This is a genomic window from Rhodococcus sp. 05-2255-3B1 (assembly GCF_002258545.1).
Classification (GTDB): Bacteria; Actinomycetota; Actinomycetes; order Mycobacteriales; family Mycobacteriaceae; genus Rhodococcoides.
On record NZ_NOZC01000036.1, the window covers coordinates 132,393 to 159,354 of the forward strand.

The 26,962-nt window shown below is 65.4% G+C and carries 1 protein-coding gene; it reads right to left on the minus strand.

All coding sequences use genetic code 11. The features are described from left to right. Positions 1-70 precede the first annotated feature (70 nt). The gene (locus CH249_RS21560) at positions 71-26,845 is read right to left on the minus strand and encodes a non-ribosomal peptide synthetase (protein WP_094682770.1); all 26,775 of its coding nucleotides are present in this window, start codon (positions 26,843-26,845) and stop codon (positions 71-73) included. Positions 26,846-26,962 lie beyond the last annotated feature (117 nt).

Sequence of the window (26,962 nt, forward strand, 5' to 3'; positions counted from 1 at the left end):
CGGCGGCATTCGTGCCGAATGCCGATGGTATTCGCAGATGTGCTCTTCGACGTGAAGAACACACCAATCGTTATTCGGGTGTATTTCCGAGATGAGAATCGACGACAGGCCCGATCACGTTGGCAGCGTCCGCATTGGTCATCTCGTTGTGGAAAACGTCGACATCGTGGATGACGATATCTCCTGTGACATACGGCCGCCATTCCTGCGGGGATCGAACAATTCCATCGCTCGCGCCCTTCGTTGCCGAGAAGAACAAAACATCTCCGTCGAAGACGTCCGGGATGAACTCGGCCATCATTCGAGTCGAGTTCTCGAATCCCGCATTGATACGACGGAGGTGATCGGCGGAGACGCCGGTCGTCTGACCCAACGACTCGTCGAGCAGTTCGACCCCCCGTTCGTAGGTCAGTGGCTCTGTCGACGCCTGAGCCGACAGGTCGAGCCCCAATCCGGCGAGCAGATTCTCGACGCTCAACGCTCCCTCGGCCTGTTCGCCGTCGTGTCCGTCCACGTAGCTGTCGAGGAGAGCAAGGGTGGCGACGTCGCTGCCGGTGCTGCGCAGTTCCACCGCTATCGCATGAGCCAGTGAGCCGCCGAGCGACCACCCCAGAAGGTGGTACGGACCGACCGGCTGGACGGCGCGGATCTCGTCGGCGTACCGGTGGGCGAGATCGCGAATGGATCCGAAGCTCGACCCTTCCACGATGCTCGGCAGCTGCAGGCCGTACACGGGACGGTCGTCGCTCAGGTGTGAGACGAGACCGGCGTATCCCCATGACAATCCGATTCCCGGGTGGACACAGAACAACGGGGCCTTGGACCCGCTGCCGCGCAGCGGAATCACGACTCCGAACACAGAATCGAGGTCGGCGCCCCCCGCGTCGGCATCCGCGGCGACCCGCGCGGCCAACCCTGCCGGCGTCGGATCGACGAACAGTGCCTGCAGCGGCACCCGAACCCCGATGGCGTTCTCGATGGCAGGCACGATCTTCGTGGCCACCAGCGACGTTCCGCCCAACTCGAAGAAGTTGTCGTCCATGCCGACCCGTTCGACCCCGAGAACCTGAGCGAACGCGTCGGCGATCGCGGCTTCGACATCGGTGCCCGGTGCCCGGTACGGAGTTGTCGACACGGTCAGCTCGGGAACCGGCAGCGCCCGTCGATCGAGCTTGCCCACCGGAGTGAGCGGAATGTCGTCGAGCTCGATGATCGCCGACGGAACCATGTGCCGCGGGAGCACTTTGGCCACGCGATCGCGAAGTGCCTCGGTGTCGACCGATTCGCCGTCGGCCGCGAGAACGTAGGACACGAGGACGGTGTCACCGGACGCAGCCGTGTGACCGATCGTGGCGGCGAATCCGACCTGTTCGTGCTCGGTGAGAGCGGAGTCGATCTCACCGAGTTCGATACGGAAACCGCGCACCTTGACCTGGAAGTCACTGCGCCCGACGAACTCGACGGCCCCGGCACTGCCCCAGCGCACGACGTCGCCCGTTCGATACATCCGATCGCCCGGAGTGCCGAAGGGATCGGCGACGAAACGCTCGGATGTCAGTCCGAAACGACCGAGGTATCCGCGGGCGGTGCCTGGACCGGCGATGTAGAGCTCGCCCGACACTCCGGCCGGGACCGGTCGGAGTCGTGCGTCGAGCACCAGGAACCGGAATCCGGTTCCCGGCTTGCCGACATCCACTGTGCCACCGGGCACCAAAGGTCCACCGACACTTGCCTGAATGGTGGTTTCGGTCGGACCGTAGCCGTTGAACATCGTTCGGCCCGGTGCCCATTTCGCCACCAACTCGGGAGTGCAGGCCTCGCCGCCGACCGCGAGGACCCGAACGGTGCCCAGACGTGTCTCGTCGATCGACGACAGCGCCGCCGGCGTCAGGAACGCATGCGTGACGTGTTCGGATTCGAGCAGGTCGGCCAAGTCGCCGCCGCCGAAGACTCCCGGCGGCACGATGACGACGGTGGCACCGACGCCGAACGCCATCGTCAGCTCGTAGATCGATGCGTCGAAACTCGGCGACGCGATGTGCGAAACACGCGAATCCCGAGTGGGGCGGAATCGCTCGATCACCTCGGCCTGGAGGTTGGCCAGGCCACGGTGCCGTACCGCAACGCCCTTCGGCCGACCGGTCGAGCCCGAGGTGTAGATCAGGTAGGCCGGGTGGTCGATGTGCAGGGTGGCCGTGCGATCGGCATCGGTCACCGCGTCCGCCGGGTAGCGAGAGAGTTCCGCGGAGGTCTCCGGATCGTCCAGAACCAGCCACGGGACCGTGTCGGGCAGCGAAGCCCTGTTGTCGATGTCGGTCAGACCCATTGCGGCATGGGAATCTTCGAGCATGTGCGCAATTCGGTCCGCCGGGTAGTTCGGATCGACAGGCAGGAACGCGGCACCGGTCTTCGCCACAGCCCACACCGACAGCACCGACTCGATCGATCGAGGCAGCGCCAACGCGACGAACGTTTCGGGACCGACCCCGTAGTCGATCAGCATCCGAGCGATCCGGTTGGACCAGCTGTCGAGATCGGCGTAGGACAGGCTGATGCCTCGGTAGGTCACGGCCACTGCGTACGGATCGAGCGCGACCGCCGCCGCGAGCAACTCCGGCCACGTCCGAACTGCCGCGTCGGCGTTTCCTCGTGCAGGCACCAACGCGCGCTGCTCGTCGCCACCCAGAAGCTCGATGTCTCCGACCACCGTGTGTCGGTCGCGTCCGACGGCAGCGAGAACTCGGATCAGTCGCGCCGCGATGGCCTCGACGCTGGACGCGTCGAACAGCGATGTGGCGTAGTCGAATGCAGCCTCGAAGCCGGACGGACGCCCCTGGTCGTCGAAGGTCTCGGACAGCAGCAATTGCAGATCCTGCTTGGCCACCGGAACGTCGAAGTCGAAGCCTTCGACGCGTAGGTTCGGCAGCTCCAGCGAGGCCTTCTCGTTGTTCTGGAACGACAGCGCGACCTGTGACAGCGGAGCGTAAGCCGTCGAACGCGTGGGATTGAGAACCTCGACGATTCTCTCGAAGGGCATTTCGGTGTGATCGAATGCGTCGAGGTCGTGTGTCTTGACCTGGTTCAGCAGATCGTCGAACGTCGCGGACTCGTCCACTCGGCTGCGCAGCACGAGCGTGTTGACGAACATGCCCACGAGGTCGTCGAGCGCCGCGTCACCGCGCCCGGCCACAGGGGTGGTGATCGCGATGTCGTCGGTGCCGCTCAGGCGTGCCAGAACGACCGCGAACGCGGCGTGCAGAACCATGAACATGCTGACGTTCTGTTCGCGCGTGATGGCGACGAGGGCGCGATGGATGTCGGCATCGACGGTGAACCGGACTCGGCCGCCGCGGAAGTCCTGAGTGGTCGGCCTCGGTCGGTCCGTCGGCAACGGCAACAGATCGGGAAGACCCGCAAGCGCGGTGGACCAGTGCTCGAGCTGTGCCGCAGCCACACTCGACGCGTCCCGCTCGTCACCCAGCAGCGAACGCTGCCAGATCGTGTAGTCGGCGTACTGGACGGGCAGCGGCTGCCAGCTCGGTGCGTGACCGGCACTGCGCGCCGAGTAGGCGAGCACGACGTCGCGAGCGAGAGGTGCCATCGACGCGCCGTCGGCGGCGATGTGGTGCACCACCATGGCGAGTACGAAGACGGGATCCTCCGACGCGTCGTTGTCGGCGTCGAGCACCTCGAACAGCTCGACGTGCACCGGGATCTCGGTGGTCACGTCGAATCCTCGACCGGCCAACAGAGCCACGCGATCGGTGAGAACAGCGGCATCGATCCGTTCGGATTCGACCGCGGGCGCGACCTCCGCAGCCGGGTGCACGAGCTGCACCGGGAACTCGGGGCCGTCGGGGAAGGTCGTGCGCAGGGACTCGTGGCGCCCCAGAACATCGACCACCGCGTCGGCCAGCGCAGCGGTGTCGAGCCGTCCGGTCAGTTTGACGACCAACGGCACGTTGTACGCCGCCGACGAGGTGTCGAACTGGTTGATGAACCACATCCGCTGCTGAGCGAGCGAGAGCGGAATGTGCTCCGGACGCGTCGCCGCAACGAGGGCCGGCCGCTGCGTACGTGGGTCGGCCGAGCCGACTGCGCTCGCCAGACCCGACACCGTCGGGGTCTCGAAGATCGTGCGGACCCCGATCGATGTACCGAATTCGGCATTGACGCGAGCGATCACTCGCGTTGCGCTGAGAGAGTCGCCACCGAGCTCGAAGAAGCCGTCGTCCGCACCGACTCGACCCACCTCGAGGATCTCGGCGAAGACCGCCGCGACCGTCAGCTCGGCAGGCGTGCTCGGCTCGCGGTACGACGTGGCCGTGCCGAACTCCGGTACCGGAAGTGCTGCGCGGTCGAGCTTGCCCACCGGTGTGAGCGGAATCGACTCAAGCACGACGATGGCGCTCGGAACCATGTGCGACGGCAGCGCGGCGGCGAGATGATCGCGCAGAACGGCCGTGTCGAAGGTATCGACCGTCTCGGCCGGGTCGTCCCCTGTCAGGCGAACGTAGGCCACGAGAACGGTGGCACCGGTCGGCCCGGGAGTTCCGAATGTCGCCGCGAAGTCGACCGCCGGATGAGCAGAGAGCGCTGCGTCGATCTCACCGAGTTCGATGCGGAAGCCACGGACCTTGACCTGGGAGTCGCTGCGACCGACGTACTCGATGGTCAGATCCGGCGACCAGCGCACCACGTCTCCGGTGCGGTACATGCGCGCACCGGGAGCGCCGAACGGATCGGCGACGAATCGTTCGGCCGTCAACCCCATCCGATCGTGGTAGCCGCGGGCCAATCCGACGCCCGCGAGATACAGCTCACCCACAACCCCGATGGGAACCGGCTGCAGTCGCGAGTCCAGAACCACCTCGTACACACCCCGTACCGGTCCGCCGATCGAGACCGGCTCGCCTGCCACCATCGGTGCACTGATGTTGGACATGATCGTGGCCTCGGTCGGTCCGTACCCGTTGAACAGGTTGCGGCCCGGAGCCCACTTGGTGACCAACTCGGCCGGGACCGCCTCGCCGCCGACGACCACGTCGGCGAACGTGTCGAGCCCCGAAGGATCGACAGAGGCGAGGGCGGACGGGGTGATGAAGCCGTGAGTGACCGATTCCTCGGACAGCAACGATGCCAGCTCGGCTCCGCCGTACACGGTGGGCGGAACGATCACCATCGTGGCTCCGACGCCGAACGCGAGCAGGTACTCGAGCACGGACGCATCGAAGCTGGGCGACGAAACATGGAGTGTGCGTGAGTCCTTCGTGACTCGATAGCGCTCGCGTTGCTCGGTAGCGAAGTTGTCGAGGCCGGAGTGGGTGACCACGACCCCCTTCGGAACACCCGTCGAACCCGACGTGTAGATGGTGTACGCGGCACTCGAGAGGGTGACGCGACCGTGGCGTTCGTCGTCGGCGATGGGCTCGTCGCTCACCGCGTTCGGGCCATCGGTGGCGAGGTCGTCCAGAACGATCCACGGCACGGTCGACGGCAGATCGTCGAGGTGACTGCGGGTGGTGACACCGAAAGACGCTCCGGAGTCGGCCAGCATGTGCTCGATGCGATCGGCCGGGTAGTTCGGATCGACCGGCACGAACGCGGCACCGGACTTGGCGACGGCCCAGACGGTCAGCACGGACTCGATGGATCGTGCGATTCCGAGCGCCACGAACGTCTCGGTACGAACACCGTGACCGAGCAGGATGCGGGCGAGACGGTTCGACTGTCGATCCAGCTCGCGGTACGTCAGCTCGCCGTCGACGCTGCGCACCGCGACGGCATCCGGGTCGACGGCAGCTGCGTCGGAGAAGATCTCCGGCAGCAACCGAGTCGATCGGCCTTCGAGTCCGAATACCGGTGCCAGCGAACCGAGTTCGGCATCGGCGAGCAGACTGAGCCGAGCCAGCGGCTGCTGCTCGTCGGCCAGTACCGCATCGAGTACCCGCTCGACTCGATCGACGATCGCGTGCACGTCCTCGATCTCGAACAGTTCGGGCAGGTACTTGGCCTTGAGGTTCAAGCGCTCGTCCACCGACGACACCAGGGTGAGCGGGTAGTGCGCGGCATCGGTTCCGAGGATGTCGGTCACCTGCATGCCGGCGAAATCCGTTGCCGCAGAAGCTCCGGCGCGATCGACCGGGTACGACTCGAACACGGTGAGCGTGTCGAATGCGACGCCGGCACCGGCTGCGCGCTGGATGTCGGTCAGACCGAGGTAGTGGTGGTCGAGCAGTGCTGCCTGTTCGGCCTGCACGCGATCGACCAGAGCACCCAGAGTCTCGGCCCGATCGAGCGTGACCCGAACGGGCAGTGTGTTGATGAACAGCCCGATCATGCCTTCGATGCCAGGGACCTCGGGCGGCCGACCCGACACCGTGGCACCGAAGACGACGTCTTCGCGTCCGGTCAGAGTGGCGAGCACGATGCCCCACGCGGTCTGAACGAGGGTGTTCAGAGTCGAACCGCGGCGCGCTGCGAAATCGCGCAGTGCCGCTGTGGTCTCGATCGACAACGACCTTTCCGTCTCGCTCGAGACGGTGGACAACTGTCGGCCCCGATCACCGGTGACCAGCAGTGTCGGCTCCTCGACACCCGCCATCGCACTGACCCACTGCGCCGTGGAGATGGCGACGTCGCGTTGCCGCATCCACGCGAGGTAGTCCCGGTATGCGGGCACACGCGGCAGCATCGAATCGTCGGACTCGGTGACGTAGAGCGTGATCAGTTCCTTGACGACCAGAGGCGTCGACCAACCGTCGAGCAGGATGTGGTGGTTGGTCAGCAACAGTCGCCAGTGATCGTCGGCGAGGGTAATCAGCGTGAATCGAAGCAGCGGTGCCGAGTCCATCTCGAACCGCACACCGCGATCGGCGGCGAGCACGGCCTCGAGCGCGGAGTCGACGTCGGCCTCACCGCGTAGATCGACCTCGGCCCAGGGAACCGTCACCGAATTCTGCACGATCTGCAGGGATTCGCCGGCGCTGTTGTGCACGAACGCTGCTCGTAAGTTCGGATGGCGAGAGACGAGCTTGTTCACGGCGGAGTGCATCCGCTCGGCATCGACGACGCCACGCAGCTCGAGGCCGAGCTGCACCATGTAGGCGTCGACGCCCGCAGTGTCACTGCCGACCTCGCCGGCGAGGCGCGCGTGGAACAGCAAGCCGGCCTGCAGCGGCGACAGCGACCACACGTCGTCGAGGTCGGGGAACTGCTGCTCGAGCACCTCGATGGAGCGCTGATCGATGTCCACCAGCTCGAGGTCGGACGGGGTCAAGCCTCCCGCACCCTGCACCGAGGCGTGCTCGGTGATCGCGGTCAGCGCCTGCGTCCACAGTTCGATCAACCGATCGACCTCGTCGGAATCGAGGATGCCCGCCGGGAACGCGAAGGTGGCGTCGAGCTGCGGACCGTCGGGCGTCGAGGTGGTGACGGCGTTGATGTCCAGCGCAGCCGGCACGGGCATGTCCGGATTCTGCGCGTCGCCGAGCTCGGCATCGGCGACGGGAATCCAACCAACGTCGGCCATGCCTTCGGTGGAGCCGGTCGAGAATCGTCCGAGGTAGTTGAAACTGACCTGAGGCGCGGCGAAACCGGAAAGCGCCTCGGTTCCAGCCGAATCGAGGTACCGCAACATGCCGTAGCCGATTCCGTGATCCGGGATCTCGAGCAGCTGTTCCTTGACCGCCTTGATCAGCGCACCGGCGGAGTCGCCACCCGACAACGCGTCGGCGACGTCCACCGAACCGAGGTCGAGTCGCACGGGGAAGATCGTGGTGAACCAGCCGACGGTTCTGCCGAGATCGGCTCCGGGAACCACGGCGTCTTCACGGCCGTGGCCTTCGAGCGTGATCAGGGCGCTGCTGACAGCGGCTCCCCGTTCACGACGCCACGCGGTCAGTGCCAACGCCAAGCCGGCCAGGAGGCCGTCGTTGACGCTGCCACGGAAGACGTTCGGCACCGTGGTCAGCAAGCGCTCGGTCACCTCGACGGGAAGTGATGTGCGGATGCGCTGCACGGTGGCGTCGACGTCGATGCGCTTGTCGAGTGGTCGCGAACCGATCGTCGGATCGGCACCGCTCAGAATGCGCTGCCACAGCCCGATCTCGTCGGCGCGGCTCGCCGTGACCTCGGCCAAACCGGTGGACCACCGCCGCATCGATGTGCCGATCGGTGCCAGCGCAGGCGCGTCGCCGGCGATGATCTGACTCCATGCCGTTGCGAGATCCGGCACGAGGATGCGCCAGGACACGCCGTCGATCACGAGGTGATGCGCGACGACGAGCAGTCGGCCGGACCCGTTCGGGCCCTGGAACCACACCATCTGAACCATGACGCCGTCGGCTGGGATCAGTCGATCTGCTGCGGCGTCGAGTTCCGTTGCGGCGCGGGAAGAGAATGCGGCACCGTCCACGGAATCGACCGAGACCGCATGGATGACCGACGCGGCGGACACGGTGCCGATCGGAGATACCTCCTCGTGCCAGATGCCGTCGGCATCCTGGTACAGCCTCGACCGGAGCATGTCGTGACGATCGAGCACCGCCTGGACGGTGCGCTCGAGCGTCTCGGTCTCGATGCCGACCGGAAGCTGAAGCAGGGCGGTCTGGGTGTAGCGGCCGAAGTCGGTGCTGCGGTCCAGCATCCAGCGAACGACGGGTGTCAGAGGCAGCGAGCCGACTCCCCCACCGTCGAGCTCTTCCAGCACGACGGCGTCGCCCCCGAGAACGACGACCTCGGCCAGCGCCGCAACGGTCTTGCGCTCGAAGATGTCGCGCGGAGCCAGGACCAGACCGGCCGCCTTGGCACGTGAGACCAGCTGGATGGACATGATGCTGTCGCCGCCGAGCGCGAAGAACGAGTCGTCGACGCCGACGGTGTCGAGGCCGAGCACGTCGGCGAACAATCCGGCAAGGATCGACTCGACTTCGGTTGCAGGCAAACGGCTTTCGGTCACGTTGGCCGAGAAGTCCGGAGCCGGCAGTGCACGGCGATCGAGCTTTCCGTTGGCAGTGAGCGGCAGCTCGTCCAGCACTATCAGCGCAGCCGGAACCATGTAGGACGTCAGCGAGTGCCCGACGAAATCCAGAACGGCGGAGTGGTCGAGGGTTCGACCCGCCTCGGCGACGACATATCCGATCAGGCGATCACCGGATCCGTCGTCACGGACCGAGACCACGGAGGCCGCGACACCGTCGTACGCCAGCAGAGCACTCTCGATCTCGCCGAGCTCGATGCGGAAGCCGTGCAACTGCACCTGCATGTCACTGCGGCCCAGGTATTCCAGTGCACCGTCGCGATTCCATCGCGCGGTGTCGCCGGTGCGGTACATCCGGGCACCGGGGTCTCCGGACGGATCGGCGACGAAACGGGTGGCCGACAGCCCGGCCCGGCCGAGGTAACCGCGAGAGAGCTGTGCCCCCGAGACGTACATTTCACCGGTGACACCCGGCGGCACCGGATTGAGACGGGTGTCGAGAACCGCGACGTGCAGCGCGGGAATCGCCTGACCGATGACGCTGGCCGAGGCCGAGGCGGCGAACTGTTCTGTCAGGGCCAGGTGACTCACGTGGACGGTCGTCTCGGTAATGCCGTACATGTTGACCAGAGTCGGAGCGGATTCGTCGTGCCGGGCGTACCAGCGAGCCAACTGACCGAGATCGAGTGCTTCTCCGCCGAAGATCACGTACCGCAGCGACAGATCGGAGTCCGCGGTTCCGGCGAGGTTTCCGGTCGCAACTCGATCCGCTTCCGCGAACTGGTAGAACGCCGTCGGTGTCTGGTTGAGAACCGTGACCTTCTCGCGTACCAGCAACTCGCGGAACAGCTCCGGGGAGCGCGCGGTGTAGTAGTCGACGACGACGAGTGTTCCGCCGTGCAGCAGCGGTCCCCACAGCTCCCATACCGAGAAGTCGAACGCATACGAGTGGAACATCGTCCAGACGTCGCGATCGTCGAAATCGAAGAGATCGGCTGTGTTCGCGAACAGCGTCGCCACGTTGCGGTGCGCGATCTGCACGCCCTTGGGGCGACCGGTACTGCCCGAGGTGTAGATGACGTACGCGATCGAATCCGCGCTGGTGCCACCCGAGCGGTCCGCATCGGTCAGCGGGGCACCCGACATGACGTCCAGTTCGGCGATCAGCTCGGGCGAATCGATCTCGAGGACATCGAGATCCGAGGCGGGCACTGCCGCACTGTCGGCAACCGTGGAGATCACACAGACGGGCGAGGCGTCCTCGAGCATGAACGCGAGCCGATCCGCTGGGTAGGACACGTCGATCGGAAGGTAGCCTGCACCGGACTTGATCACCGCGAGCAGAGCGACGATCAGCTGCTCGTTGCGCGGCATCGCGACCGCCACGAGCGATTCCGATGTCACACCGCGCTGGACCAGAAGCCGCGCGAGTCGGCTCGACCGGTCGTCCAACTCGGCGTAAGTCAGCGTGTGATCGCCGAAGACGACCGCACGCGAGTCGGGGTATCGCGCTGCTGCGGTGGCGAATCGATCGGCCAATGTCGCGTCGGATGCCGCGAGACCTGCGTGGTTCCACTCACCCGTCATGGCATCGAGCTCACCCGGGAGCAAGAGGTCGATGTCGCCGACTGCGCGCTCGGGATCGGTTGTCACCGAGGCGAGCACAGCACCGAATCGTGCCGAGAACTCCTGGACGGACGATTCCTCGAACAGATCGACCGCGTAGGTGATCGCGGCGGTCATCCCGGCCGGCGCACCGGACTCGTCGTACTGCTCGGCGACGGTCAGCTGCAGATCGAACTTCGCGACGTGCGCGTCGATGTCGACGGCCTCGACCGTGAGCTCCGGTAGTTCGAGCGCGGCCGAGGTGTTGTTCTGGAATTCGACCAGCACCTGGAACAGCGGCGAACGGTCCGTCGAACGCGCGGGATCGAGAACGTCGACCAGTCGCTCGAACGGAACATCGGTGTTGTCGAACGCCGCCAGATCTGCTGTGCGGGTGGCACGGAGCAGATCGTTGAACGAGAGCCCCGGTGTCACCTGGGTACGCAGAACCAGCGTGCCGACGAACATGCCGATCAGATCGTCGAGCGCGGCCTCGCCTCGACCGGCGATCGGCGTTCCGACGGCGATGTCCTCGGTGCCGCTGATGCGTGCCATCAGAATCGACCATGCCGCGTGCACGGCCATGAAGACGGTCGCCTCGTTGGTGCGCGCCGACTCGACCAGTGCCGAATGGGTTGCTCGGTCGATCTCGAACCGAACACTGTTGCCGCGCATGGACTGCCGAGTGGGCCGCGGGTGATCGAGCGGCAACGGCAGTACGTCGGGAAGATCCGCGAGAGCGGTCTTCCAGAAATCCAACTGCTGCGCGGCGAGGGACGCGGGATCGGCCTCGTCGCCGAGGACGGTGCGTTGCCAGATCGCGAAGTCCGCGTACTGAACGTCGAGTGGTGCCCACATCGGAGCGCCGGTCGCTACGCGAGAACCGTAGGCGACCATGACATCTCGCGCCAAGGGTGCCATGGAGGCACCGTCGGCGGCGATGTGGTGCACAACGATCGACAGCACGAATTCGTCCGCTGCAACCCGATACAGCACCGCGCGGAACGGTAGATCGGTCGTGACATCGAAACCTGTTGCGGCAGAGGCAGAGATGGCCGACACGATCTCGTCGGCGGCCAGATCGACGACGGCGAGATCGGTTCTCACCGTCTGCGCATCGAGGATCTTCTGCTCGGGGCGCTCACCGTGGCTCGGGAACACCGTGCGCAGCGACTCGTGCCGTTCGAGAACGTCCCCGACCGCCGCACTCATCGCGTCGATGTCGAGTCGACCCGTCAGCCGGACCGCAAGCGGGATGTTGTAGGCCGCAGAGTCGACGTCGAATTGGTTGATGAACCACATCCGTTGCTGCGCGAGCGACAACGGAATCGAATCAGGTCGCGGCTTGGCCACGAGTGCGGGACGGCGCTCGGTGCCGGTCGGATCGCTGTGTACGCGCACCGCAAGCGACTCGACAGTGGGAGCCTCGAACAGTGCACGCACGCTGATCGTGGTGTCCAGGGCGGCATTGACCCGAGCGGTGAGTCTGGTGGCGCTGAGCGAGTCCCCACCGAGGTCGAAGAAGCTCGAATCGATTCCGACACCGCCGTCGATCCCCAGTACCTCGCCGAAGATGTCGGCAATGACCTGCTCGGTGTCGTTGCGCGGTGCACGCGAATCGTCCCCGAGATGAAGATCGGGTGCGGGCAGGGCGTTGCGGTCCAGCTTGCCGGCCGGTGTCAGCGGAATCGATTCCAGGGCGACGAAGGCCGTCGGGATCATGTGGGTCGGTAGCGAATTCGACACATGACTGCGCAGAGACGCCGCATCGATCTGCTCGCCGGACCGCGGAAGGACGTAGGCGACGAGAATGGTGTTACCGGCCGGACCGTCGACACCGACGGTGGTCGCGAACTCGACGGAAGGATCATCGGTCAGGACGGCGTCGATCTCGCCCAGTTCGATGCGGAAACCGCGCACCTTGACCTGGAAGTCGCTGCGCCCGACGTATTCGAGCGTTCCCGACTCGGTCCACCGGACGACATCGCCGGTGCGGTACATCCGCGCACCCGGCTCGCCGAAGGGATTCGCCACGAAACGCTCGGCCGTCAGGCCGAATCGGCAGTGATAACCCCGGGCGAGCGCCGGACCGGCGAGATAGAGCTCACCCGCAACACCGACGGGTACCGGGTGCAGTCGCGAGTCGAGGACGACCTCGCTGAACCCGATTGTCGGCGAACCGATCTCGATCGTCGAATCGATATGCAGCTGATCGCTGACGGACGAGAAGATGGTCGCTTCGGTCGGACCGTACGCGTTGAACATCCGGCGGCCCGGTGCCCAGCGGGCGACGAGTTCCGGAGGACAGACGTCGCCACCGGTCGCGACGACTCGCAGCTCCGTCAGGCCGTCCGGATCCACCGATGCAAGCGCGGCTGGGGTGACGAACGCATGCGTCACCTGCTGCGCAGCGAGCAGCTGAGCCAACTCGGCTCCACCGTAGACCGACGTCGGCGCGATGACCATCGTCGCGGCACCGGAGAGCACCATCAGCAGTTCGAGAATCGAGGCATCGAAGCTCGGAGACGCGAACGCCAGAACCCGAGCGTCCGGGGTCACCTCGAAACGAGTGCGCTCCTCCTCCGCCAGGTTCGCCAACCCCCGGTGAGTGACGGTGACGCCCTTGGGCACACCGGTCGAGCCGGAGGTGTAGATCAGGTACGCGACCTGATCGATGTGAATCGGGCGGATTCGGTCGCCGTCGAGAACCGGCGCGGTCGAGTGACCGGCGATGTCGGCGCTCGTGTCGTCGTGATCGAGAACGGTCCACCGGGCGGATCCCAGACCCTCGACGGCTGATGTGTGCGCGGACACGGTCAGGCCGAGCGAGGCGTTCGAGTCGACGAGCATGTGCTCGACGCGATCGCGCGGGTAGTTCGGATCGATCGGCAGGAATGCCGCGCCGGTCTTCGCGATCGCCCAGATTCCGAGTACCGATTCGATGGAACGTGGCAGAGCCAGTGCGACAACGGTCTCCGGACCGGCACCGCGAGCGATCAGCGTTCGGGCGAGAGCCGAGGACTGCGCGTCGAGCCCGGCGTAGTCGACCGTGCGCCCGTCATTCCACAGAGCGGTGCCGTGCAGGTTGCCCGCAGCAGCGGCGGTGAGGATGTCCGGGAGCAGTCGAACTGCTTCGGCAGCCGGCCCCTGGACCGGTGCCAACCGGACCAGTTCGTCGTCGGACAGCAACGACAGGGACCCCACGAGTCGACCGGTGTCGGTGGCAATGGCGTCGAGGACCCGCACGATCCTGTCGACCGTCGCCTCGACGACGCTGTGCTCGAACAACTCCGGCAAGTACTTCGCTTCGATGTGCAGCCGGTCGTCGACCATGGCGACCAAGGTCAGCGGATACTGCGCTGTGTCGCTGCCGTCGTGCACGTCGTGCACCTGCATTCCGGCGAGGTCGGTCTCGGCCGACAATCCCGCGCGGTCCATCGGGTAGGACTCGAACACCGTCAGGGTGTCGAAGGCGACGGCCGGTCCCACCGCACGCTGGATGTCGGTGAGGCCGAGGTAGTGGTGATCGAGCAGAGCGGCCTGTTCGGCCTGCACCCGCTCGAGGTACTCGCCGAGTGTCTCCGACGGATCGAGCACGATCCGCACCGGCAGAGTGTTGATGAACAGACCGACCATGGCCTCGATGTCGGAGACCTCCGGCGGGCGTCCGGACACGGTGGCACCGAACACGACGTCGGAGCGTCCGGTCAGAGTGCCGAGCACGAGGGCCCACGACGCCTGCACCATGGAGTTCATCGTCACGCCACGTACACGAGCGACGCTGCGCAGCCGGTCCGTCTGCTCCACATCGAGCGAGACCAGCGACCGACCTGCCAACGTCGACTCCTGGCGTCGGCTCTCGACCGGCGTCAACAGGGTCGGCTCGGACAAGCCTGCGAGCGCGTCGGTCCACGCGGCCAGTGCCGACGAACGGTCACGCTTCGCCAGCCATGACAGGTAGTCGCGATAGGCGGGAACCCGCGGGAGCACGGTTTCGTCGCCGTCGACCACGTAGAGCGTCAGCAGGTCCTTGAGCAGCAACGGTGTGGACCAACCGTCGAGCAGGATGTGGTGGTTGGTCATCACCAGACGCCACTCGCCGGGCGCCACCGTGATCAGCATGAAGCGCAACAGAGGTGCCTGCGCCATGTTGAATCTGGTGGCGCGATCGTCGTGTTCGATGCGATCGAGCTCGACGGCTCGATCGTCGGCGTCCAGTCCGGTCAGGTCGATCGACGACCAGGGAGCGTCCACGTCGTGGTGAACGATCTGTATGGACTCGCCGTCGTCGTTGTGAACGAAGGCAGTCCGCAGGTTCGCGTGTCTACGCAGGAGCGCTCGGGCAGCACGTCGGAACCGTGCCTCGTCGACGCTTCCGCGCAGCTCCAACACGAGTTGGACGATGTAGGCGTCGACGGACTGATCCGACAGCTCGGCGTGGAACAGCAATCCGGCCTGCAGGGGCGTCATGGACCAGATGTCGTCCAGCGTGGGATAGACCCGTTCGAGGTGGTCGATGGAACTCTGATCGAGCCGCACCAGATCGAGGTCGGACGGCGTGAAGCCACCGGCCCCCGGTCGCTGGGCGAGCTGTGTCAGCGCGGTGAGGGCCTGACGCCACAACTCCGCCAGTTCGGTGACCTCGGCGGCGGCGAGCACCCCGGTGGGGAAAGCGAACGTCGCCTCGAGGCGCGGGCCGGTCGGCGTCGCGGTGGTGACGGCATTGATGTCGAGCACTGCTGCTACCGGTAGATCGGCGTCCTGCGAATCGCCGACACCGGAGTCGTCGACCGGCAGCCAGCCGTGTCCACGCAGCTCGTCCGGAACGTCGGTGCTGTAGCGCCCGAGATAGTTGAAACTGACCTGGGGAGCCGGGAAGTCGCGCAGAGCAGCGGCGCCGTCCTCGTCCAGGTAGCGGAGCATGCCGTAACCGATGCCGTGATCGGGGACCGCCAGCAACTGCTCCTTGACCGTTTTGATCAGTCGTGCTGCGTCGGCACCGCCGGCGAGTGCGTCGTCCAGGTCCAGACCGGCGAGGGTGAGCCTGAGCGGGTAGATCGTGGTGAACCAACCGATGGTCCGGCCCAGATCGGCACCGGGTACCACGTGGTCCTCGCGGCCGTGACCCTCCAGCGAGATGAGAGCGTCGTCCACGGTCACTCCCCGACCACGTCGCCACACCGCCGTGGCGAGCGCGAGTGCGGCGAGCAGACCGTCGTTGACGCTGCCGTGGAACGCATCGGGCAGTGCTGTCAGTAGCCCCTCGGTGACGTCGGTGGACAACGTCATCTCGATCTTGTCCACCGTCCTGTACACGTCGATCTCGCGATCGAGCGCGCGTGATCCGATGAGCGGATCCGGTTGTGCCAGAACGTCGCGCCAGATCGCCAGCTCGTCACCGCGGGTGGCGGTGACCTCACGCAACCCGTGCGACCACCGACGCATGGAAGTGCCGACCGGAGCCAGCTCAGGAGTGTTCCCGCCGATGATCTGGGCCCATGCCGACGCGAGGTCCGGAACCAGGATTCGCCAGGACACGCCGTCGATGACCAAGTGGTGGGCGACGACGAGCAGACGGCTCCCCTCGGGGCCGGCGTCGAACCACACCATCTGGATCATCACACCGGAATCGGGTGCCAACCGGCCGACTGCTGCTTCTGCCTCGGCCGTTGCCTGCTTCGAGAACCCTTCTCCCCGAACGGTCGTCGACGCCACGCGGTGCACGACCGAGTTCGCCGCGATCGATCCGGCGGGAAGCACCTCCATCGTGGGGTGCTCACCCCGGTGCAGAACGCCGCGGAGCATGTCGTGGTGATCGAGGACCGTTTGCACGGTTGCCTCGAGCACATCCAGCTCGATATCGACCGGGAGGGTGAGAACCGCCGTCTGCGTGTGCTTGTCGAGGACAGCCGTCCGATCGAGCATCCAGGCGACGATCGGAGTCAGCGGTACGTCACCGACACCGCCACCTGGCAATTCCTCCAGTACGAGAGGTGCAGTGCCGTCTCCGGACGCGACCACCTCGGCCAGTGCCGCAACGGTCTTGTGCTCGAACACATCTCGTGGCGACAGGGACAATCCGGCTGCCTTGGCACGCGAGACCAGCTGAATCGACATGATGCTGTCGCCGCCGAGAGCGAAGAACGAATCGTCGACGCCGACGCGGTCCAGTCGAAGAACCTCGGCGAACAATCCGGCCAACGTCTTCTCGACCGCGTTGTCCGCATCGCGACCGGCCGTGACCTGAGCGGACCAGTCCGGTTCAGGGAGTGCGTTTCGGTCCAGTTTGCCTGCGGGAGTGAGAGGAATGGACTCGAGCATCACGAACGCCGAGGGCACCATATGCGCAGGCAACACCGAACCGGCATGCTCGCGCAACGCATCCGCCTCGACCCCGGCACCGGCCACCGGCAACACATACGACACCAACACCGTTGCCCCAGCAGCACTCTCACGACCGATGGTGACCACGAAATCGACACCCGGCACCGCAGCCAACACCGAATCGATCTCACCCAACTCGATCCGGAAACCACGCACCTTCACCTGGAAATCGCTACGCCCCACATACTCCAACGCACCCGAAGCATTCCACCGCACCACATCACCGGTGCGATACATCCGCGAACCCGCACCACCGAACGGATTGGCCACGAACCGCTCCGCCGTCAAACCCAACCGCGCGTGATACCCACGAGCCAACGCCGGACCCGCCAGATACAACTCACCCACCACACCCACCGGCACCGGATTCAACCGCGAATCCAACACCACCTCCGCGAAACCGATCGTCGGCGAACCGATATCGACCGACTCCCCCACCACCAACGCCGACGAGATCGACGAGAAAATCGTCGCCTCCGTCGGACCGTACGCATTGAACATCCGCCGACCCGGCGCCCACCGCGCCACCAACTCCGGCGCACACACATCACCACCGGTCACCACCACCTCGACCGACTCCAACCCCACCGGATCCACCGACGCCAACGCCGCAGGCGTGACGAACGCATGAGAGACCCGCTCCTGCGCCAACAACGACGCCAACTCCACCCCACCGAACACCAACGGCGGAGCAATCACCATCGTCGCCCCACCCGAGAACGCCAACACGAACTCGAGAATCGAGGCATCGAAACTCGGCGACGCAAACGCCAACACCCGCGACGACGGACCCACACCGAACCGAACCCGCTCCTCGGCAGCCAAGTTCCCCACACCACGATGAGTGACCACCACACCCTTGGGCACACCCGTCGAACCCGACGTATAGATCAGATACGCCGCATCATCGAGCCGCAACACACCCGAACGCTCGGCATCCAACACCGGAGCAGACGACCGAAACGCCAGATCCGCCACCACATCGGCATCATCGAGCACCACCCACGACACCCCACCCACACCCGACAACACACCCACATCGGCACCCAACGTCACACCCACCACAGCACCCGAATCGACCAACATGTGCTCGATCCGATCCACCGGATACTTCGGATCCACCGGCAAGAACGCACCACCGGCCTTCGCCACCGCCCACACCGCCACCACGGACTCCACCGACCGCGACAACGCCAACGCCACGAACGACCCCGGACCCACCCCACACGACATCAACATCCGCGCCAACCGCGACGACGCCGCATCCAACTCACCATACGAAACAGACCGCGACCCCGACACCACCGCAACACCACCGACACCAGCAACACCCACAGCACCAGCCAACAACTCCGGCAACACCACACCCGCCACAGACCGCGGCCCCCGAACCGGAGCCAGCGAGTCGTACTCGTTGGCAGACAAGATCTCGATGTCACCGACTCGGATGGACGGCACGGCGGTCACGGCGTCGAGGATTCGTACCAGGCGATCGGCGAGAACTCGGACGGTATCCGCGTCGAACAGTTCTGTGGCGTAACGGAATCCGGCTTCGATGCCGACCGGTGCGCCGGACGCGTCGAATTCCTCCGAGATCGTCAACTGCAGATCGAAGTTGGAAATGTCGTTGGGTAGCTCGATGCTCTCGATCGACAGTCCGGGCAACGTCACGGTCGGTCGGTCGGTCTGCTGGAACTCGAGCATCACCTGGAACAACGGCGCATGGGCAGTCGACCTCGCGGGATCGACCGCGTCCACCACCCGTTCGAACGGGACATCCGAATGCGTGAACGCGGCCAGGTCCACGGAGCGAACGTCCGAGAGCAGGTCCTCGAACCGCATCGAGCCGGGAACCTGAGTGCGCAGAACGAGGGTGTTGACGAACATGCCGACGAGTTCGTCGAGTGCGGCGTCTCCTCGGCCCGAGATCGGCGTTCCGACCGAGATGTCCTCGGTACCCGAGAGTCGGGCCAGCAGTACGGCAAGAGCCGCGTGCACGATCATGAACGAGCTCGAATTGTGTTCGGCGGCAACAGTAGCGAGGCGGGCATGAACCGAGGCGTCGATCTCGAACGTCACGCTGTCGCCGCGCAGGGAAGCCACCGCGGGACGCGGTCGGTCGGTCGGCAGCGTCAGAACCTCGGGGCTGCCGGACAGTGTCTCGACCCAGTAGGCGAGCTGCTTGGCCATCAACGACTCGGGATCGGACTCCGCGCCGAGGAACCGGCGCTGCCACAGTGCGTAATCGGCATACTGCACCGGCAACGGTTCCTGGCTGGGTGCATGCCCCGCGGCGCGGGCACTGTAGGACACCATCAGGTCGCGGGCCAGCGGGGCGCTCGAGAACCCGTCGGAGGAGATGTGGTGCACCACCATCACGAGCACATGCTCGTTCTCGCTGACCCGAACCAGTCGAACTCGCAGCGGAACATCGGCCACGACGTCGAAGCCCGAGCCTGCGACGTCGGCGATCAACTCCATGACGTGGCGCTCGTCGTTCGCGAGGATCGGAGTCAGATCCGGCAGTGCAGATTCCACGTCGAGGATCGACTGCACCGGAGCGTCGTCGGTCAGCGGGAACATCGTGCGCAGCGACTCGTGTCGACCGAGCACGTCGGCGATGGCCGAGTGCATCGCATCGACATCGAGCGCGCCGCTCAGGCGCATGGCGAACGCGACGTTGTAGGCAGCCGATTCGGTGTCGTACTGATTGATGAACCACATCCGCTGCTGGGCCAGCGACAGGGGCACTGCATCCGGTCGCTCCTGCGGGACCAGCCGAGGGGCGGCTGCAGCGTCGTGCTCACCGAGTTCGATGCCTGCCGACAGCGCTCGCACGGTGGGGGCGTCGAACAGATCCCTGATACCGATATCGGTTCCGAGTGCCGCATTGATTCGCGCGACCAACCGCATCGCGATCAGCGAGTTGCCGCCGATTTCGAAGAAGCTCGACGTGACACTGACCTGGGCCATACCGAGCAGATCGCCGAAGACTCCGGCGACGATCTCCTCGACCGGGTTCTCGGGCCCGAAGAATTCCGATGCAGCGACAGTGAATTCGGGCGCAGGCAATGCCTTCCGGTCGAGCTTGCCGCTGGCGTTGACCGGCAGCGAGTCGAGTACCACCACGTGTGAGGGCACCATGTACCCCGGGAGACGGCGCGCGGCCTCTGCGGTCAGATGCGCAGGATCGACGGCGTGGCCGGGCGCACCGACCACGTAGGCCACGAGGGTCTCACCGGTGTTCGGGTCCTTGTGCACCAGTGCGATCGCCTGTGCGACCGATTCGGATCGAAGGAGAACCGCTTCGATCTCGGGCAGTTCGATCCGGAGCCCTCGCAGCTTGACCTGAAAGTCCGTGCGGCCGATGTACTCGAGCTCGCCGTCGGCGCGCCAGCGCACCAGATCACCTGTGCGATAGAGCCTCTCGCCCGGCTCGCCGAACGGATCCGCGACGAAGCGATCCGCTGTCAGGTCGCCTCGGCCGACGTACCCGCGAGCGAGTTGTACACCGGCGAGATACAGCTCGCCGGGAGCACCGATCGGAGCCGGTCGCAACGACGCGTCGAGCACGTACAAACGCGTGTTCCACACCGGTGCGCCGATGGGAATCGAGACGGACTCGCGCCCGGTCACGTGGTAGTAGCTGACGTCGACTGCCGCCTCGGTCGGACCGTAGAGGTTGTGCAGTTCCGCGAGTGAGAACTGCGCGAACTGAGCCGCGGTGGCAGGTGGAAGCGCCTCGCCGCTGCAGAAGACCAGTCGGAGCGAGACACATTCCGCAGCCCGTGCACCTGCTGCGAACACCGCGAGCATCGACGGCACGAAGTGCGCCGTGGTGATGTGCTCCTGCGCGATGATGCGGGACAGATACACGGGATCGCGGTGTCCGTCGGGTTCGGCCACGACGAGCTTGGCACCGACCTGTAGGGGCCAGAAGAACTCCCACACCGAGACGTCGAACGTCGCCGGAGTCTTCTGCAGAACGGTGTCCGCAGGCTCGAGGTGATATTCGTGCTGCATCCACAGCAACCGGTTCACGATGGCCGAGTGCGTGACTGCGACACCCTTGGGCCGACCGGTCGAGCCGGAGGTGTAGATGACGTATGCGGTGTTCGAGCCGTGCAGTCTTCCCAGTCGGTCCGAGTCGGTGACCGTGGAGTGGTCGCGATCGGAGACGTCGAGCAGATCGACGGCCAGGACCGGAGTTGCGACCGGGATGTTGATCCAGTCGCGACTGGTGGTGAGGATGCACACGGGCTGGGCGCTGGAGAGGACGTAGGACGACCGCTCGACGGGATGGTCCGGGTCGATCGGTACATAGGCACCACCGGCCTTGATGATCGCGTACATGCCGACGAGCAGATCGATCGACCGGCGAATCGCCAGGCCGACATGGGATTCGGGGGTCACGCCGAGCGAGATGAGATGACGCGCGAGCTGATTCGCGCGTTCGTCCAGTTCGAGATAGGTGATGTGTTCGTCCTCGAACACGAGCGCTGTCGAGTACGGACTGCGCTGTACCTGTCGGTCGAACAGACTGCTGAGCGTCATGTCGGCGCCGCCGGCCGGAATCTGCTGGTGGACCGGAGGTTCGATCAGACGTGCGGTGTCGTTCCACTCGAACAGGACGAGTTCCCGCTCCGCGGCGGACAGAATGTCGATGTCTGCGGTGCGTACGTCCGTCGACGTTCCGATGGTCGACACGATCCGCAGGAAGCGATCGACGAACCGGTCGATGGTTTCGGGATCGAACAGATCCGTGGCGTAGGTGAACGACGCCGACAGTGCACCGGACGGGTCGACAGGCTCCTGATCCACACGCAGCTGTAGATCGAATTTTGCCGTGTCGGTGCCGATCTCCTCGAACCGAACGGTGAGATCGGGCAGCTCCAACGTGACGGCTGCATTGTTCTGGAACTCGAGCAGAACCTGGAACAGCGGCGAGTGGTCGGTCGACCGCACCGGATCGAGTACGTCGACCAGACGCTCGAACGGGATGTCGGTGTTGTCGAAGGCGGCGAGGTCGGAGCGACGAGTGTCGGCGAGCAGATCGGTGAAGGTTGCTTGCGGCTCGACCTGTGTTCGCAGAACGAGGGTACCGACGAACATGCCGACCAGGTCGTCCAGGGCCGCGTCGCCTCGACCGGCGATCGGCGTACCGACAGCGATGTCCTGAGTTCCGCTCAGCCGCGCGAGCAGGAGTGCAAGCGCCGAATGAACAACCATGAACAGGGTCGAGTCATGTTCGGCAGCAACCGAACTCAATCGTGCGGCGACGTCGGCCGGAATCGTGAACGGGGTGACGCTGCCGCGCATCGACTGCCGGATGGGACGCGGACGATCGAGCGGCATCGGCAATACGTCCGGCAGATCCGCCAGAGCCGACTGCCAGAATTCGATCTGCCGCGACGCCACCGAGGTGGAATCGCTCTCGTCGCCGAGAACGGCGTGCTGCCACAACGCGAAATCCGCGTACTGGACGGCGAGTGGCTCCCACACCGGAGCCGAACCGGCGGATCGGGCACCGTAGGCGACCATCACGTCTCGGGCCAGCGGTGCCATCGACGCACCGTCCGCCGCAATGTGGTGGACGACGATGGAGAGTACGAAATCTTCCGAACCGGTCCTGTACAGCACCGCACGGAAGGGAAGATCGACCGTGACGTCGAATCCTGTTGTCGCGGCAGCACGGACGAGCGCATCGACCGAGCCGGCGTCGACGTCGACCACATCGAGGGGCAGCGTCGATCCGGTGACGTCCTCGACCGGTGTGATGACCTGGTTCGGCAGATCGCCCACGGTCGGGAACACGGTGCGCAGCGACTCGTGCCGGGACAGAACGTCGCCGACGGCCGCAGCCATCGCATCGACGTCCAGTCGACCGGTCAGTCGCACGGTGAGCGGGATGTTGTACGCGGGCGAGGACACATCGAACTGGTTGATGAACCACATCCGCTGCTGTGCGAGAGACAGTGGGATCGAATCGGGCCGGTCCACGGCGACGAGCGCCGGACGGCGATGCAGCGATGCGCCCTTGGCCTCGGCGCGTTCGGACAGGGTCCTCACGGTCGGCGCCTCGAAGAGGTCCAGCACCTTGAGATCGGTTCCGAGAGCCGAATTGACCCGAGCGATCAGACGCGTTGCCACGAGGGAGTTTCCGCCGAGATCGAAGAAGCTGTCGGTCACGCCGACCCGGTCGACCTCGAGAACGTCGCGGAACACGGTCGCCACTGCGGCCTCGTACTCCGTTTCCGCGGCCTCGAATGCACCCTGCGAACCGAGTTCGGGTTCGGGGAGTGCGTTTCGGTCCAGTTTGCCTGCGGGAGTGAGAGGAATGGACTCGAGCATCACGAACGCCGAGGGCACCATATGCGCAGGCAACACCGAACCGGCATGCTCGCGCAACGCATCCGCCTCGACCCCGGCACCGGCCACCGGCAACACATACGACACCAACACCGTTGCCCCAGCAGCACTCTCACGACCGATGGTGACCACGAAATCGACACCCGGCACCGCAGCCAACACCGAATCGATCTCACCCAACTCGATCCGGAAACCACGCACCTTCACCTGGAAATCGCTACGCCCCACATACTCCAACGCACCCGAAGCATTCCACCGCACCACATCACCGGTGCGATACATCCGCGAACCCGCACCACCGAACGGATTGGCCACGAACCGCTCCGCCGTCAAACCCAACCGCGCGTGATACCCACGAGCCAACGCCGGACCCGCCAGATACAACTCACCCACCACACCCACCGGCACCGGATTCAACCGCGAATCCAACACCACCTCCGCGAAACCGATCGTCGGCGAACCGATATCGACCGACTCCCCCACCACCAACGCCGACGAGATCGACGAGAAAATCGTCGCCTCCGTCGGACCGTACGCATTGAACATCCGCCGACCCGGCGCCCACCGCGCCACCAACTCCGGCGCACACACATCACCACCGGTCACCACCACCTCGACCGACTCCAACCCCACCGGATCCACCGACGCCAACGCCGCAGGCGTGACGAACGCATGAGAGACCCGCTCCTGCGCCAACAACGACGCCAACTCCACCCCACCGAACACCAACGGCGGAGCAATCACCATCGTCGCCCCACCCGAGAACGCCAACACGAACTCGAGAATCGAGGCATCGAAACTCGGCGACGCAAACGCCAACACCCGCGACGACGGACCCACACCGAACCGAACCCGCTCCTCGGCAGCCAAGTTCCCCACACCACGATGAGTGACCACCACACCCTTGGGCACACCCGTCGAACCCGACGTATAGATCAGATACGCCGCATCATCGAGCCGCAACACACCCGAACGCTCGGCATCCAACACCGGAGCAGACGACCGAAACGCCAGATCCGCCACCACATCGGCATCATCGAGCACCACCCACGACACCCCACCCACACCCGACAACACACCCACATCGGCACCCAACGTCACACCCACCACAGCACCCGAATCGACCAACATGTGCTCGATCCGATCCACCGGATACTTCGGATCCACCGGCAAGAACGCACCACCGGCCTTCGCCACCGCCCACACCGCCACCACGGACTCCACCGACCGCGACAACGCCAACGCCACGAACGACCCCGGACCCACCCCACACGACATCAACATCCGCGCCAACCGCGACGACGCCGCATCCAACTCACCATACGAAACAGACCGCGACCCCGACACCACCGCAACACCACCGACACCAGCAACACCCACAGCACCAGCCAACAACTCCGGCAACACCACACCCGCCACAGACCGCGGCCCACGAACCGGAGCCAGGCGAGCGCGTTCGGCGGTGGACAGCAGGTCCACATCGCCGATCCTCAGATCCGGCTCGCCGATCACAGCGTCGAGCACGCGTACGAGGCGGCGGGCGAGCTGAGCCATGCTCGCGGCTTCGAACAGTTCTGTGGCGTAGTCGAAAACGACCGCGACATCGTCGGACTCGTCGACGGTGACTACCAGGTCCATGCCAACCCCGTCACGCGGCAGCGCGGACGGACCGAACCGGAGCGCAACCTGAGCAAGGGGGCTGTACGACTCCGAGCTCGGCAGACCGAGGGCCGTGACGACGTCCTCGAACGACGTCTCCCCGTGCGCCATCGCAGCATCGAAGTCGGTTCCGGACGCATCGACGAAATCGGCGAACGAGTGCCGAACGTCGGGTCGGGACCGCAGCACCACGGTGTTGCCGTCACTCGCAGGCACGGCGATCGACACGTCGTCGGTGTTGGCCAGTCGCGAAAGCAACACGGCGAGAACGGATTCGAGCACTACGAACGGAGTCGTGGAACGTTCGGCGGCCAACCGAGCCACTGCGGACCACGATTCGGATCCGATGGTCACCTCGTGGGATGCGCGAACATGACCGATGCGCGAGGGGCGCGAACGGTCGGTCGGAAGATCGAGGAGATCGGGGGCATCGGCGAGCCGGTCGGTCCAGTAGGCGAGCTGGGCTGCGGCGCGACGTCGACGTTGGCCTTCGCGTGCGCTGTCCGGATGTACGTCGACAACGGCGACATCGGGTCCGGCCGCGATGAAGGATTGCACCATGTCGACGAAACTCGAATGGTGTGCGGTGAGATCGTCGTCGTCGTACCGGTTGGGGTTGGCCCTGAAATCGACGAACGTCCTTGCCGGAGAACCGCTCTGATAGACGTTGACCAGAAGGTCCTCGACAGGACCCGAGGTCACGATGTTGAATTCGCCGACGATCGAGCCGAGTTCGATCTGCTGATGGAACAGCATCATGTTGACCATCGGGCCGGACAGTTGCTTGTCGCTGCCCGAAGCCGCCAGCTCACGCCGGATGTCCTCGATGCTGAAACGCTGGTGCCGCAGGGCCCCCATCAATTCGAGCTGGACCTGCTGAACCAGCTCGCCGACGGTCGCGTCCTGGGGCACATGGATCGGAATGGGTGCGACGTTGACGAGCATCCCACCGGATCGGCGAAGCAGCGCGGTGGTGCGCGCGGACACCGGGATGTTGACCGAGACGTCCTCTCGCCCGGTCATCCGCGAGAGGTAGCAGCCGAAGGCGGCGATGAACACCGCGGCCGCGGTTCCGCCCTTGGTCGCGTCGGACGCTTCGAGCTCGGTGACGACATCGTCGGGGAGAGCGACGCTGCGCAATTTACTGGCGGCGATCGTGCGCCCGGCAGTATTGGACAGGGTGGCTCCGTCGTGGATGTCCGCGGCGCGAGCGGCCCAGTACTCCTTGTCCGTCTCGAAGCGAGACGACGTCCGGTATTCCTGATCGAGCTCGTAGAGCCGCCGAAGCTCGGCCGCCTTGTTGGGGGCAGGCTCGACGTGTTCGACGGCCGCGGTGTACAGGGCTGCGGTTCGATTGACGAGCGTCATCGCACCGTAACCGTCGAGTGCGACGTGATGAATCTTGCTGTACCAGAGGTTGCGATCGTCCTCGACCTGAATGATCCAGCTCTCGACGAGTGGATCGTGTTCCATGTCGACAGGTTGGACGTAGTTCTCGTCGATCCAGGCCAGCGCAGAGGTCATGGGATCGTCTTCGCCGCGCAGATCCAGGTAGTGCACGGACTGATCGATGGAGTGATCGACCATCTGGACCGGTTCGCCGTCCACCTCGGCCAGTCTCAGGTAGGCGGATTGAAATTCGTGTGCTGCGAGAGCCGAGGCGTCCTGGAGAACGGCGATGTCAAGATCGCCGCGGAGGTCGACGTATTGCGCGATACAGACCGGGACGTCAGGAGCCAGCTGTTGAGCGAACCACATGCCACGCTGAGCGGACGACAGCGGGAACCCGTTCTCGAAGCCGGGGCCGGTCGGAGGCGTCTGAGACCCACCGGTGATTGCGGCGCGCATTCAGATGCCCTTCGGCGGCACGGTCACGACGACGAAGGCCGACGTCGAGTCGATCGACTCGGAGCCCTCGGGTCGGTTGGGAGTGTCGAGCCGCGGCGGCCTGTGCGCGCGATTGAG